We start from the raw sequence: 13,693 nt of genomic DNA, 5'->3' as shown, positions 1-13,693 counted from the left end.
CCGGCCAAAGCATACGACTCACCGGAAGCTCAGCACCTGATCGCCCCAGGCGGTGCGCAGATCGCGATCGAGGTCGTCGACCACCCGGTCCGATCGCCGTGTCGGCAGAGCCGCGGCCGTCGAGGTCGGCTAGCTTGATCGCGTGCAGAGGTGGGTGTTGCTGGCCGGAGCGATCATCGTCGAGGTCGCCGCCACGTTGTCGTTGCGGGCGTCCCGGGACCACTCGGCGTGGCTTCTGGTCGTGGTCGTGGGCTACATCGCGGCGTTCGCGTTCCTGACCCTGGTGCTGCGCGCCGGGATGCCCGTCGGGGTGGCGTACGGGATCTGGGGCGCGGTCGGTACGGCGGGGACGGCGGTGCTGGCAGCGGTCCTGTTCAACGACCCGTTCACCTGGCCGATCGTCGCCGGCATCGGCCTGATCATCGCCGGTGTGCTGCTGATCGAGTTCGGATCGCACCGCGCGGTCGAACCGCGGTGATGTACTGGGCGCTGGCGGGCGCGATCGTGTTCGAGGTCGTCGCGACCCTGTCGCTGCGCGCCTCGGAGGGATTCCGCAAGAAGGCGTGGATCGCGCCGGTCGTCATCGGTTATCTGGCGTCGTTCTATATGTTGTGGCTGACCCTGGCGCTCGGCATGCCAGTCGGCATCGCCTACGGCGTGTGGACGGCGTGCGGCGTGGCGCTGGTCGCGGTCATCGCCCGCTTCGTGTTCACCGAACCACTGACCTGGCTGATGGCACTGGGCATCGCGCTCGTCATCGGTGGCGTGCTCACGATCGAACTGGCCGCCGTCGGGCACTGAGCACGCCCGACAACGCGACGACCAGAACCCCGGCGATCGGCACGGTGAGCAACCCGATGCGCAGGCTCGTCGCGTCCGCGATCACCCCGACGAGCACCGGGGCGCCGAAGAACCCGATGCGCATCAGCCAGGTCAGGATCGTCAGCCCGCTGCCCGGTCGAAGGCCCGGCAGCTGATCGGCGGCATGCATGGCCGACGGCACCAGCGTCGCCACCCCGAACCCGGCGAGCGCGAAACCCGCGATCGTGGCGGGCACCGACGGGAACGCCAGCGCGAGACCCATGCCGACCGCCGTGATCGCACCACCCGACCGAACCACGGCGCGGGTGCCGAACCGGTCGACCAACCGGTCCCCGATGAGCCGCCCGACGAACATGAAGGTGACCGCGGCGATGTAGCCGGTCACCGCGATCGGACCGGGCGCACCCAGCACGTCACGCAGGTAGACCGCGGCCCAGGAGCTGCCCGCGTCCTCGACCGTCGCACCGGCCACCGCGATCAGCACCAGAGCCAGCAGCGCGGCGTACACCGCCAGGCCGGCGTCACCGCCGCCGGTGCGCGCCGCCGGGTGGGTGTCGTGGTCGGCGCCGGGCAGCAGGTAGCGATAGGCGACGAGCACGACCGCGCTGCACAGTACCGCCGAGAAGCCGAGGTGCGCCCCGCGCGAGACGCCCAGCGCGATCGCCGTCGCCCCCATCAGACCTCCGATGATCGCGCCGGCGGCCCACACCGCATGCAGCGAGTTGATGATCGAACGACCATAGAGGCGTTGGACCCGCAGCCCGTGCGCGTTCTGCGCGACGTCGGTCACCGAATCGCTGGCGCCGGCCGCGAACAACCCGGCGGCGAACAACACCGGAGACGGGGCCACGCCCGCCAGCATCACGAACATCCCGATCCCGATGGTGCCGAGAACGGCGACCCGCGACGAGCGGTAGCGGCGGATCAGCGCCGCCGCGGTCAGCCCGGCCGCCAGGGCGCCCGCGGAGAATGCCGCGACGGCGGCGCCGTAAGCCGAATTCGTCAGCCCCAGATCGCTCTTGATCTCGGGGTACCGCGGCAGCAGGTTGGCGAACACGGCGCCGTTGGTCAAGAACAGCGCTGCCACCGCGATGCGCGCGCGCCGGCTCTGCACCTCGACCGTCTCTTGTCGGTCGGCCGCCATACCGGCCGACCCTACATGCGCTCGAGTGCGGTGTTGAGTTCACGCAGATCGGGTATGAGCGAGCCTGTGACGAGACCTGCCGACGGCTTCCGGGCAAGATTGGCGACATGACAGAGCCCGCCGCGTCGCTTGTGGAGTTGGCGCGACGCTACGGTGTCGCAACCGATTACGAGGACTGGGCGGGCCGGCACATCGCCGTGGCCCCCTCGACGCTGATCTCGGTGCTGGCCGCGTTGGGAGTTCCCGCCGCCACCGAGGACGACCGCGCCGCCGCGCTGGCCGCGCACGACCGCGAATACTGGGAGCGCCCCCTACCGCCGACGATCATCGGGCGCACCGGCGCCACCTCGACGTTCTGGGTGCACGTCACCCATGGCAACCCGGTCTCGCTGCGGATCCATCTCGAGGGCGGGTCCGTGCGCACGGACCTGCGTCAGCTCGAAAACAACAGGGCACCATATGATTTGGATGGCAGACTGGTCGGTGAGGCGACCTTCGAGACGCCCGCCGACCTTCCGATCGGATACCACCGCCTCGAGCTGCACGCCGACGATCAAACGTTCGCCACGGCGCTCATCGTGTCCCCCGCCACGCTGGTCCCGCCGTCGGGCAGGCAGTGGGGGCTCGCCACTCAGCTCTACAGTGTCCGTTCCGAAAGGTCCTGGGGCATCGGCGATCTGACGGATCTGGCCGACCTCGCGGTGTGGTCGGCCGCCACCCACGACGCGGGATTCATCCTCGTCAACCCGCTGCATGCGGCCGCCCCGGTCGCGCCGATGGAGCCGTCGCCCTACCTTCCGACGTCCCGCCGCTTTGTCAATCCGATCTATCTGCGGGTCGAGGCGATTCCCGAATACGCCTACGTCCGGCGCCGCAACCGGTTACGCAAGTTGCGCGAAGCCGTGCAGTCCCGTGCTGACCGCGCCGATCAGGTGGACCGCGACGCGGCGTGGAAGGTGAAGCGCTCGGCGCTCGAGGCGGTCTATGAGGTACCGCGTTCTGCGGGACGCGACCTGGCCTACACCGCCTACCGCGAGCGCGAGGGTGCGAGCCTCGATGACTTCGCCATCTGGTGTGCGCTGGCCGAACGCCACGGCGCCGACTGGCATCAGTGGCCGCGTGAACTACAGCATCCGGCGAACCCCGCCGTCGCGGCCTTCGCTGCCGAGCACGCCGGCGCCGTCGACTTCCACCGCTGGTTGCAGTGGCAGCTCGACGACCAGCTGACCGCGGCGCAGGCCACCGCGCTGCAGACGGGTATGGGCCTGGGCATCATGCACGACCTCGCGGTCGGCGTGGACCCGAACGGCGCCGACTCGTGGGCGCTGCAGGATGTGCTCGCGCTCGGTGTCACCGCGGGCGCGCCGCCCGACGAGTTCAACCAGCTCGGCCAGGACTGGTCGCAACCGCCGTGGCGCCCCGACCAGCTGGAGAGGCTCACCTATGAACCGTTCCGCGCGCTGGTAAACGCCGTACTGCGACACGCGGGCGGGGTGCGCATCGACCACATCATCGGGCTGTTCCGGCTGTGGTGGATCCCGAACGGGTCCCGCCCCACCGAAGGCACCTACGTGCGCTACGACCACGAGGCGATGATCGGCATCGTCGCGCTCGAGGCCTACCGCGCGGGCGCCGTCGTCGTGGGCGAGGACCTCGGCACCGTCGAACCATGGGTGCGCGACTACCTGCACGAGCGGGGGTTGTTCGGGACCTCGATCCTGTGGTTCGAAGCCGACCGCGACGGGGACGGCGGCCCGCTGCCCGCTGAGCGGTGGCGCGAGTACTGCCTCTCGGCCGTCACCACCCACGACCTGCCCCCCACCGCCGGCTACCTGGCCGGCGAACACGTCCGCCTACGCGACCAACTCGGGCTGCTGACGCGTCCGGCCGCCGATGAGCTGGCCGACGACCGTGAGCAGCAGAAGCGCTGGCTCGACGAACTGCGCCGTTCCGGCCTGCTGAGCGACGCCGGAGATTCCGACAGCGCCGAGATCGTCGAGGCGCTGCATCGCTACCTCGGCCGCACATCGTCACGGTTGCTGTCGCTGTCGCTGGCCGACGCGGTAGGCGATATGCGGACCCAGAACCAGCCGGGCACCACCGACGAGTATCCGAACTGGCGGGTGCCGCTGGCCGACCCCAACGGTAAGAAACTGCTGCTCGAAGACGTCTTCGCCGATGCCACGGCGCAGCGGCTCGGCGAGGTCATGCGCGACGCGGTGCGCCCGCACGTGTAACGCCGGCGGCTTCTGCTCCGGTTTCACATTCATCACGCCTGCGATATGTTCGCACCGCAGCGACCTGAGGAGATCACGTGAACAAGCTTGTTGTGCTGAGCGGCGGGCTCGCAGCCGTCGGTTCGGCGGCGCTGGTCGGCGCCGGGATCGCGATGTCGCAACCCAGCCTCAACGTGGTCGGCGAGCCGTACAACCGGGCGCTGCAGATCCTCAAGTCCCAGGGCGTCAAGGCCTACTTCGGTGGTTCGGTGGGCAGCGTGCTGCCACAGGCCGAGTGCCTGGTGGACCAGCAGAAGATCACGTCGGGCGGCCGGATGCTGCTGATGCTGGACTGCAGCCAGAAGGCGGCGGACCTGATCGCGGAGCAGGCGCCCTCGGGCGGTCCGACGGTCGGCCGCAACGGCATCACCACCGTGACCCCCACCCCCGTGGTTCCGATTCAGGGCGCACCCGGCGCGGGCACCCCGCCGCCGGCCCCGGTCGGCTGACCGGGATCGAGCGCTGCGCACCACGCCCCCGGGGTCCTAGGGCTCACGCCATTGCCTTGGCTTGCGCGATGTGACCTTCGAAGGCGGCCGACGCCGCCATGGCGCTGTAGCGCCTCGCGAAGTCGCGATAGCCACCTCGGTCGCCCCTAGCATCTGCAAGATGTGCCTGTAAGCGCAGCAGCGCCAATTCTTTGGGAACGAATCCCGGTTCCGTAGGGCAGGCTGCGAGATCGTCGATGGCTGCCTGTGCCTCGTGCAGATCTCGCTCGGTCCTGCGGTGTAGGAGTGATTCCGCCAGCACGGTCGACGCGGGTGTTCGGAACATGACCCCGCCGCAGTCGGACAGGTGAGCGACTACCCCTCTGGCGAGATCGATCGCCCCGTCGAGCTCTCCAGTCTGAGCCTTGCACTCCGCGATCTGGACGTCGGCCATGGTCACGGTAAGCAGATCACCGTGTCCGAAGGCTTGCTGACGAGCCTTCGCCAGCATTTCAAAGCCGGCTTTCTGGTTTCTGCCGGGCAAACGAACCAGCATGATGCCGTGAGCCACGTGTGCCCACGTCAGTGAGACGTCATCGCCGCAGCGCTCGGCGGTCCGAACTGCGTCGGTCGTATCCATCAGCGCCGTTGAGTCGGGCACCAGTGCGCCGTTCATGACTGCCACCGCGTAAGCGGTCGTGGTCACCGCAGCCTGGGTGATCCCCTTCACCTGTTGCGCCATCGCGAGCCCCGCCCGGAGATCCTCGCGCCAGCCAGGATGGCCCAAGCTGCATCGGGCCAGGCCCCGCAGAGTGGTTGCCCACGCCAATGGCGATTCAAAGAAAAAATTGCCCAGGGTGATATTGCCGTCGGCTACTTCGATCGCGCGCTCGAACAGCCTCAGCGCTTCAGTGATCTCGCCTGCTTCGAGCATGCCGTGGCTCGCCGTGTTTACCAGCATGATCAGCGCAGGATCACCGGTCGACTCGAGCAGGCCGATGTAATCGGGTGCCAGAGCGCATAATTCGCGCAGCCGATGGTTGAGAGTCATCCCCACGAGCACTCCCGACATGCCCATCAGCAATGACATCTCATCGCCCGCTTCGCTGCACAGTTCGCGCAGTTCGTCGAATCCGGTGTCAGTGACACTGGCGCCCCCCGTGCGCCAGCCGAAGGCACACAGCAGCGTGCGCGGCGCGATGCGCATCGACGTGCGATCGGCGTCGTCGTGCGGCATTTGGTCGGCGGCTGCGCGCGCCCGCGCCCAACTCGCGCGTGCCGCCCCGATATCGCGATTGGTCAGCCAGGTCGCCGCGCGCATGTGCCATTCGAACGCCGCACGAAGATCTCCAGCGGCCTCGAGGTGAGTCGCGATCAACGCCGCGTTCTCCTCCACCGCTGTCGGATCATGGAGTTCTATGGCCGCTGCCACCCGCCGGTGTAATGCGATCCGGTCGGATCTCAATTGCGACTCGTAGGCAACCGCGCGGATCAGGGGATGGCAGAACGCATAATCCTCTCGAGGAGAGACGATCACCGGTTCAACGAGCTCCGCGTCGACCAACTCTGTGAGCCCAACAGCGGGGTCGATGCGGGTGAGCAAGTTCGCGTCGAACCGAGAGCCGATCACCGCCGCCGCGTGCAGTGTGCGCTTAGCGGCACCGCTGAGGCGGTCGATACGTGCCTCGATGGTGGCTTGTACGGTGGCCGGCACACTGACTTGCGCGGTGTCAACGCGGCAGACGTATGCCCCCGGTGTTCCAATGAGGACCTCCCTCTCGGCCAGGTCGCGCACGATCTCCTCGGCGAAGAACGGATTGCCATCGGACCGCTCGGCCACCTCCGCATACAGCCCTGCTACCGAGGGGTCGATGCCAAGCAGTTCTTTCGTCAACGCCGAGATCTCGGAATCAACAAGCGGCGCAAGACGTATGGCTTGCGAGCCGGTCGTCTCGGTCAGGATGCCACGGTATTCGGGACGGTAGGTGAGCAGCGCAAGCGAATGTGTCCGTCGCAAGGCAGACATGAGATCCGCGAGTATCAGCTCGCTCACGTCGTCGAGCCAGTGTGCATCCTCGATCACGTAGACGGTTGGTCTTGAGCGCGTCAGCGCGGCGGCCCGGACCACGCCCGCCAACCGTCGGCGCCGGGCGTCCGGGTCGATGGCGACGGGGCCCATTCCGGACTCGCCGATCCCTATCAGGTCACAGAGCAGCTCCAAGTCCTCGGTGTTCGTGTCGAACAGCCGCTGACGCACGCGCTCCCGTGCGGTTTCGGGTTCCACGCCGTCAATCTCAAAGAGCGCACGTAAAAGCCCCGCCGCGCCGTAAAAGGCGATGTCGCTGGTATGGGACTGACAGAACGTCGAGAAAACCTCCGCGCCGCGGCGACTGGCCATCGCCGCAGCTTCGCGAACCAACCGACTCTTACCGATGCCCGCCGCCCCGACGATGCCCACAACACCGCCTGAGCCGGCGATCGCGCGCTCGAGCATCGTCGTCAGCAGGCGAATGTGGCGCTGACGCCCTATGAGGCGCACTTCCGACCGGCAGGTCTGGCCACGTTGCACGCTGATCGCCCGCAGACGACGCGCCGGAAGCGGATCGCGGCGCCCTTTGACATCCAGGAATTTCAGTCGATCCAGCACGGCATTGTTCTCGACCAGCCGCGCGGTCGACTGGCTCAGCATCACCCCACCCGGCGGGGCGACAGACTCCATCCGCTGTGCCATTCCCACCTGTTCGCCCATCGCGGTGTAACCGAACGCGCTCGAGCCGAGTTGACCGGCGATCACCTCGCCGGAGTTCAGGCCGATCCGCAGCTGTAGTTCGATACCGTCACGTCGCCGTACCTCGGCGGCGAGATCTTGCGCTTGCTCCTGGATGTTCAGTGCAGAAAGGCAGGCGCGAATTGCGTGATCTTCCAGAGCTTTTGGGGCCCCGAACAACGCCATGATGCCGTCGCCGGTGAACTTATCGACAGTTCCGCCGTAGCGGTGCACCACGCGCGCTGCGCGGTCGACGAGAACAGACATGATCTCGCGAAGTCGCTCGGACCCCACCGTGGCCGCGATGTCCATCGAATGGACCACATCGGCGAACAAGACGGTCACCTGCTTGTACTCGGCTGGTTCGTCGGCAGCCGTGACGGCCGAACCGCACTCGTGGCAGAACTTCGCCGCCTCATGCAGCCTCGTGCCACATGCTCCGCACGTCACCCCACCGGGTTTCATACGAGCACCGCCAATCCGAGTCCGGCCTGCCCGATGCGCCAACGATAGGCCGCGTGCCGGCCGGAAACACCAACATTGACACAGCTCTAAGACAGCATGGTCATCTACAGCAGAGCAGTTCCGCTGAGAGTCGTGCGGCTAGCACAGCTAGCCCTCCACCATCTGACGCAGGTTGGTCAGCGTCCGGCTCATCGTGCGGCCGACCTGTCGCGCGGCCACCCGATCGGCGATCAGCCCGAGCAGGTTGCCCGCGGACTCGTAGGACAACCGGAACGTCACCTTGGTGCGCCCGTCGTCGGTGTCGCGCAGCCGGAAGCGGCCACGTTGGGAGACCCCGGTGAGCCCGATCCACGACACCTCGCGCGGCGCATCGAACTCGACGACCTCGACGGTTCCGCCGATCGGCACTGAACCCACCTTCCAATGCACCGTGTACCGGGAGCCGAGGCCGGCGGGATCATCGCTCAGCGTCTCCCAGCGTTCGAGGCTGGCCATGAACTCCGGATAACACCCGGGGTCGCTGACCACCTTCCACACCTGGTCCCGGTCGGCGTCGATCACGCACTGGCGTTGCACTCTCATGGTTCAGCCCAACACCGGGAAGCGTCGTTCGGCGGCCAGCCGGTCGACCCCGGCCTGCAGGCTGGTCAGCACCTTGTCGTTGATGACGTCGTCGTCGCTGGCCGCGATGTCGTCGGCGTCGATCGGGTCCTGCACCTCGATGGAGATCTTCGTCGGCAGCGGCAGCCGGGGGATGAAGTCGCTGACGGTCAGCCCCCACGGCGGGGCGAACAGGATGGGCACGCTCTTCAAGCGGGCCAACCGGTCCACCATCAGTAGCCGCGCCAACCATTGACCCCGGTCGAGGAAGAGCGCGGCCTCCTGACCACCGACGCTGGCAACGGGCACGATCGGCACACCCGCCTCGCGCGCGAGCTTCACGTAGCCCTTGCGGCCGCCGAAGTCGACCTCGTGGCGCTCCCACGACGGCCGGAACACCTCGTAGTCCCCACCTGGATACACCAGCAGGGCTCCTCCGGATTCCAGGGCCAGCTTCGCGTTGTCGTGGTTGGCGGCGACGGTGCCGAACTTGCGCAGCGAACCCAGGCCCGGCATCGAGACCACAAGGTTGTGCGCCAGTTGGTAGAACGGCCGCTCGACGCCGAAATACGAGCTGAAGGCCAGCGTGAACACGAATGTGTCGGGTGGCAGGTTCCCGCCGCTGTGGTTGCCCACCAACAGCACCGGGCCGTCGGCGGGGATGCGGTCCAGGCCGCGCACCTCCGCGCGGAAGTACAACGACGCCAGCAGCCACAGCCCGGGCAGTTGCTCACGGATGTAGTCGGGGTCGCGCTGATCCAGGTCGGCCTTGGGCACCCGGGCGGACACCTGCTGTTTGGCCCAGCCGAGAACGTCGTCGATCCCCACCATGGACACAGATATAGACATTGCCCGCGAACCTGAAACCTGGTGGAGCACCGCTGCCCGTAGACTGTGCGGCACGAAGGAGGAGCCGACATGCCACGATCGCCGGCCCGTTCTACGGCTCGAATGGCGGCCCAGCCAACGGCTCATTCGCCGGTACCGCCGGCGGGCCCCCTACGTCCGCGCCGGTTCGCGCATGAGGTGGACCCGGGCCCCGTCCAAATCCAGGTCCGCAAGGTGCATTTCGACCTGACCGGCGTCCCGCTGGAGTGGATTCCCGGCCACCCGGTGGCCTCCACCATGATCAACCTGTTCAACGTGGTGCTGCCCGCCGCCGAGCACTGGTTCGTCCGCACCTACAACGAGGCGCTGCCGCTGGTGCGCGATCCTCAGCTGGCCGACGACATCCGCGGTTTCATTGGGCAGGAGGCCACCCACGCCGCGGCCCACGATGACGTCATCGAAAATTTCCTTATCGGCAACGGGGTCGACCCGAAGCCGATGCTCGACCTCGTCGGCTACATGTTCGAAAAAGTCCTGGCGCCGAAGCATTTCGACGATCCCCAGCGGCGCCTGAGCAACCTGTGTGAACGGCTGTGGCTGATCGCCGCCATCGAGCATTACACCGCGGTGCTCGGCGATTTCGCGCTGAACTCGACCTGGGACGACCACGGCGCGCACCCCACCCTTGTCGACCTGTTCCGCTGGCACGGCAGCGAGGAGGTCGAGCATCGCTGCGTCGCCCACGACGTCGCGGTCTACTTCCACGACAGTTACCCGGACCGGATCCGGGCTATGACGGTCGCCGCGACGGCGATCTTCACGTTCTTCCAGCGCGGCACCTGGTATCTGCTCAAGACGGACCCGAACAGCGACATCGGATGGTTGCAGATGCAGCGCATGCGGATGCAGGACTCTGAACTCGGGCTGCTGCCGAGGTTCCGGACCCTGTTCGGGGCGAACACCCTGTCGTACTTCCGGCCCGGCTACTCGCCCGAGGACATAGGGTCGACCGCACAGGCCGTGGCCTACCTGGCCACCTCACCCGCCGCGCGCGCCGCACATCGGTGATGGGGCTGCGGGAGCGCTACCGGCAACTGCCCGCCCATCCGCTGCGGCCGGGACGGCGCTACATGCTGATCGGCGTCGCGGACGCCCTGATCAACGGGATGGAGGCGCTGGCCGGCGCCGTGCGCCGCGTCGCGCCTCCCCGCGAGCTCGACCGCACCCACCTCCTGCGAGTCGCCGACCGGCAGGTCGTGGCGTGCGACGAGAACGTGGTGGCCTTGACGCTGGCCTCCGCCGACGGCCGACCGCTGCCCCGATGGCATCCGGGCTCGCACATCGACATCACGCTGCCCAGCGGGCTGGTGCGGCAGTATTCGCTGTGCGGTGATCCGGCCGAAGCGGACCGCTACCGCATCGCGGTGCGGCGCATCCCCGACGGTGGCGGCGGCTCGACCGAGGTGCACGAGGCGCTGAGCGTGGGCGCGACCGTCACGACGCACGGACCCCGCAACGCCTTTCCGGTGACTGTGCCCGGTCACGGTTCGCCCACCCGGCGACTGCGGTTCATCGCCGGCGGAATCGGCATCACCCCGATCCTGCCGATGCTGCGCCTGTCGCATAGCCACGGCGTGGAGTGGTCGATGGTCTACACCGGCCGCAGCCGTGACAGCCTCCCGTTCGTGGACGAGGTCGCGCGCTTCGGCTCTCGCGTCCAGATCCGCACCGACGACGTCGACGGGCTGCCGGACGCCGACGACCTGCTCGGCGACTGCCCCGACGGGACCGCGGTCTACGCCTGCGGGCCGGCGCCGATGCTGACCGCCGTCCGCGAGCGCCTGGTCGGTCGCGCCAACGTCGAGCTGCACTTCGAAAGGTTCGCCGCCCCGCCCGTCGAGGACGGCGCGAGCTTCTCGGTCACGGTGGCCTCGACGGGCCAGACCGTCGACGTGGCCGCCGACGAGACGCTGCTCGGGGCGCTGCGCCGATCCGGAGTGCACCCCCCGTACTCGTGTCAGCAGGGATTCTGCGGTACCTGCCGCACCCGGGTGGTGGACGGCTCCGTCGAGCACCGCGACACACTGCTCACCGACACCGAACGCGCCAACGGGCTGATGCTGATCTGCATCTCACGCGCCGAAGGTTCTCATCTCACACTCGATCTGTAGTTGTCTCGTACTATTCGGCCATGCCGTTGGCCGAGGGGGCGACGTTCGCCGGGTACACCATCGTGCGACTGCTCGGCTCCGGCGGTATGGGTGAGGTCTACCTCGCGCAACATCCGCGCCTACCCCGTCGCGATGCGCTCAAGGTGCTGCCCGCGTCGGTGTCGGCGGACGACGAGTACCGCATGCGGTTCCAGCGCGAGGCCGATATCGCGGCCACACTGTGGCATCCGCACATCGTCGGCATCCACGATCGCGGTGAGGCCGACGGCCAGATCTGGATCTCGATGGACTACGTCGACGGCACCGACGCCGCGCAACTGCTCAAGGAGCGCTACCCCGACGGCATGCCCCCGCACGATGTCGCCGCGATCGTCACCGCCATCGCCGATGCGCTCGACTACGCGCACCAGGGTGGTCTGCTGCACCGCGACGTCAAACCGGCCAACATCCTGCTCGCCCGGCCCGAGTCCGGAGACCAACGAATCCTGTTGGCCGACTTCGGGATCGCGCGCTGGGCGGACGACGTCAGCGGGCTCACCGCGACCAATATGACCGTCGGCACCGTCTCCTACGCCGCCCCCGAACAGTTGATGGGCGAACAGCTCGACGGTCGGGCCGACCAATATGCGTTGGCCGCCACCGCATTTCACCTCCTCACCGGTTCTCCGCCGTTTCGCAACTCGAATCCGGCCGTGGTGATCAGCCAGCACCTGTCGGCCGCCCCACCGGCGATCGGCTCGCACCGCCCGGACCTGGCGCATCTGGACCCGGTGCTGGCCAAGGCGCTGTCGAAGAATCCGAAGGACCGGTTCGAGCGTTGCGCGGACTTCGCCAGAGCCCTGAGCCACCACCTCGGTGCCGCCGCGGCGGACCCCGACAGCACCCGGCGGGCCCTGGCCGCGACCCGGCCGGCGAAGTCGTGGCGGCGGCCACGCATGCTGATCGGGCTGGCGCTGCTGGTGCTGCTGATGATCGCGGTCGTGGTGGCCGCCTTCGACTTCGGCGAGGAACGCGCGGCTGCACCATCCACGGCGACGACCACCGCGTCGTCACCGGCGCGACCCGCACCTCCGCCACCGCCACCCCCACCATCGACGACCACCACCGCGACCGGGACCCCGGCCACGACCACCGCGACCGAGGACGACGACACCACCACGTCGTCGACCCAGGCCGCCGACTCCGCCGCGGTGATCGGGGCCAACTGCTCTCCCGAGGGCACCACCGCCCAGACCGCTGACGGATCGACCGCCTACTGCTCGACGCTGCAGAGCACCGGCGCCACGATCTGGTCGCTGACCGAAGGCGACGTACCCACTCCGACCGTCACCACCGAAGCGACCGATCCACCGCTGCCGGTGGCCGAGGAGTCACCCGTTCGGGTGTGCATGGAACAGACCGGACAGACCCGCCGCGAATGTCGCAGGGACATCCGGGAAAGCAACGGCCTGCCCCCGCTGCCATGAAATTCGCTGTTGTCGCGCCCGTGGCAGCCGGCGTCACCGCAGACCCGGCCTTCATGGCGGCGTTCGCACAGCACTTGGAGGCGTGCGGCTTTGAATCGCTGGTGGTGGTCGAGCACACCGTGCTGATGACGCGCTACACCAGCGTCTATCCGTATGACGCGTCGGGGCGTGTCGAACTGCCCGCCGACTGCGCCGTACCCGATCCACTCGACCTGCTCGCCTTCCTGGCCGGGCAGACCCAGCGGCTCGGGCTTGCCACCGGCGTGCTCGTGCTGCCCAACCACCACCCCGTCGTGCTGGCCAAGCGGGTGGCGACGGTCGACGCGCTCTCGGGCGGACGGCTGCGGCTCTGCGTGGGTGCGGGTTGGCTCAAAGAGGAAGTGGAGGCGTGCGGTGCGGACTTCGGCAGCCGCGGCAGGCGCGTCGACGAGCAGCTGGCCGTACTGCGACTACTCTGGCAGCACCGCCCCGAGGGGGCCGGCTTCCACGGCGAGTTCTTCGACTTCGACAACGCGATGTGTTATCCGAAACCCCTGGCGCACATACCCATTCACATCGGCGGACACAGCCGGGCGGCGGCAAGGCGGGCGGGCAGGCTCGGCGACGGCTTCCAGCCGCTCGGCGTCGGCGGGGCCCAACTGGCCGAACTGGTCGCCGTCGACCTTGGTGACGAGGTGTCCGAGCGAGAGCTCCAGCGCGTCGGGATCGCGCCCACACCGCTCGGCC

12 protein-coding genes are annotated in these 13,693 nt (G+C 68.2%); 8 read left to right on the top strand and 4 right to left on the bottom strand.

Annotated elements, in window-relative coordinates; all coding sequences use genetic code 11:
* The first annotated feature begins 142 nt into the window (after positions 1 to 142).
* Both A5650_RS03220 and A5650_RS03215 read left to right on the top strand, forming a co-directional pair.
* Positions 143 to 478 carry a DMT family transporter gene (locus A5650_RS03220; RefSeq protein ID WP_067286228.1) on the top strand — a complete coding sequence of 112 codons (336 nt, stop codon included), beginning with the start codon at positions 143 to 145 and terminating at the stop codon, positions 476 to 478.
* Complete coding sequence (locus A5650_RS03215) at positions 478 to 801, top strand: DMT family transporter (protein ID WP_067286226.1); 324 nt, start codon at positions 478 to 480, stop codon at positions 799 to 801. Before A5650_RS03220 ends, A5650_RS03215 begins: the two co-directional genes overlap by 1 nt.
* Here A5650_RS03215 and A5650_RS03210 read toward each other — a convergent pair.
* Positions 770 to 1,966 carry an MFS transporter gene (locus A5650_RS03210; RefSeq protein WP_067286224.1) on the bottom strand — a complete coding sequence of 399 codons (1,197 nt, stop codon included), beginning with the start codon at positions 1,964 to 1,966 and terminating at the stop codon, positions 770 to 772. The two genes, A5650_RS03215 and A5650_RS03210, sit on opposite strands and share 32 nt — an antisense overlap.
* A gap of 107 nt (positions 1,967 to 2,073) precedes the next feature.
* On the opposite strand from A5650_RS03210, the gene malQ reads away from it, so the two are divergent.
* Together malQ and A5650_RS03200 are read left to right on the top strand one after the other, a co-directional pair.
* Positions 2,074 to 4,203 (top strand): 4-alpha-glucanotransferase, encoded by a 2,130-nt coding sequence (gene malQ, locus A5650_RS03205; RefSeq protein WP_067286223.1) that lies wholly within the window; start codon positions 2,074 to 2,076, stop codon positions 4,201 to 4,203.
* A gap of 77 nt (positions 4,204 to 4,280) precedes the next feature.
* Positions 4,281 to 4,691 carry a hypothetical protein gene (locus tag A5650_RS03200; RefSeq protein WP_067286220.1) on the top strand — a complete coding sequence of 137 codons (411 nt, stop codon included), beginning with the start codon at positions 4,281 to 4,283 and terminating at the stop codon, positions 4,689 to 4,691.
* Positions 4,692 to 4,734: 43 nt separating this feature from the next.
* Here A5650_RS03200 and A5650_RS03195 read toward each other — a convergent pair whose 3' ends face one another.
* From A5650_RS03195 to A5650_RS03185, 3 genes are all read right to left on the bottom strand, one after another.
* Complete coding sequence (locus tag A5650_RS03195; RefSeq protein ID WP_067286218.1) at positions 4,735 to 7,902, bottom strand: ATP-binding protein; 3,168 nt, start codon at positions 7,900 to 7,902, stop codon at positions 4,735 to 4,737.
* Between the two features lie 147 nt (positions 7,903 to 8,049).
* Positions 8,050 to 8,484 carry an SRPBCC family protein gene (locus tag A5650_RS03190; RefSeq protein ID WP_067286215.1) on the bottom strand — a complete coding sequence of 145 codons (435 nt, stop codon included), beginning with the start codon at positions 8,482 to 8,484 and terminating at the stop codon, positions 8,050 to 8,052.
* Between the two features lie 3 nt (positions 8,485 to 8,487).
* Positions 8,488 to 9,333, bottom strand: coding sequence for a lysophospholipid acyltransferase family protein (locus tag A5650_RS03185; RefSeq protein WP_067082915.1), 846 nt, complete (start codon positions 9,331 to 9,333; stop codon positions 8,488 to 8,490).
* A gap of 120 nt (positions 9,334 to 9,453) precedes the next feature.
* Between A5650_RS03185 and A5650_RS03180 the strand changes: the two genes are divergently transcribed.
* The 4 genes from A5650_RS03180 to A5650_RS03165 form a co-directional block, all read left to right on the top strand.
* Positions 9,454 to 10,398, top strand: coding sequence for a metal-dependent hydrolase (locus A5650_RS03180; RefSeq protein ID WP_067286213.1), 945 nt, complete (start codon positions 9,454 to 9,456; stop codon positions 10,396 to 10,398).
* Positions 10,398 to 11,501 (top strand): PDR/VanB family oxidoreductase, encoded by a 1,104-nt coding sequence (locus A5650_RS03175; protein ID WP_067286210.1) that lies wholly within the window; start codon positions 10,398 to 10,400, stop codon positions 11,499 to 11,501. The genes A5650_RS03180 and A5650_RS03175 overlap by 1 nt, the downstream gene beginning before the upstream one ends.
* Positions 11,502 to 11,521: 20 nt before the next feature.
* Positions 11,522 to 12,967, top strand: coding sequence for a serine/threonine-protein kinase (locus A5650_RS03170; RefSeq protein WP_067286208.1), 1,446 nt, complete (start codon positions 11,522 to 11,524; stop codon positions 12,965 to 12,967).
* The coding region (locus tag A5650_RS03165) for an LLM class F420-dependent oxidoreductase (protein ID WP_067286206.1) at positions 12,964 to 13,693 on the top strand (730 nt) is incomplete at its 3' end. The genes A5650_RS03170 and A5650_RS03165, both read left to right, overlap by 4 nt.

Source organism: Mycobacterium sp. 1164985.4 (assembly GCF_001668575.1).
Classification (GTDB): Bacteria; Actinomycetota; Actinomycetes; order Mycobacteriales; family Mycobacteriaceae; genus Mycobacterium.
Note: the sequence above shows the minus strand (reverse complement) of the source record. Positions and strands in the feature narration are given on the sequence as shown.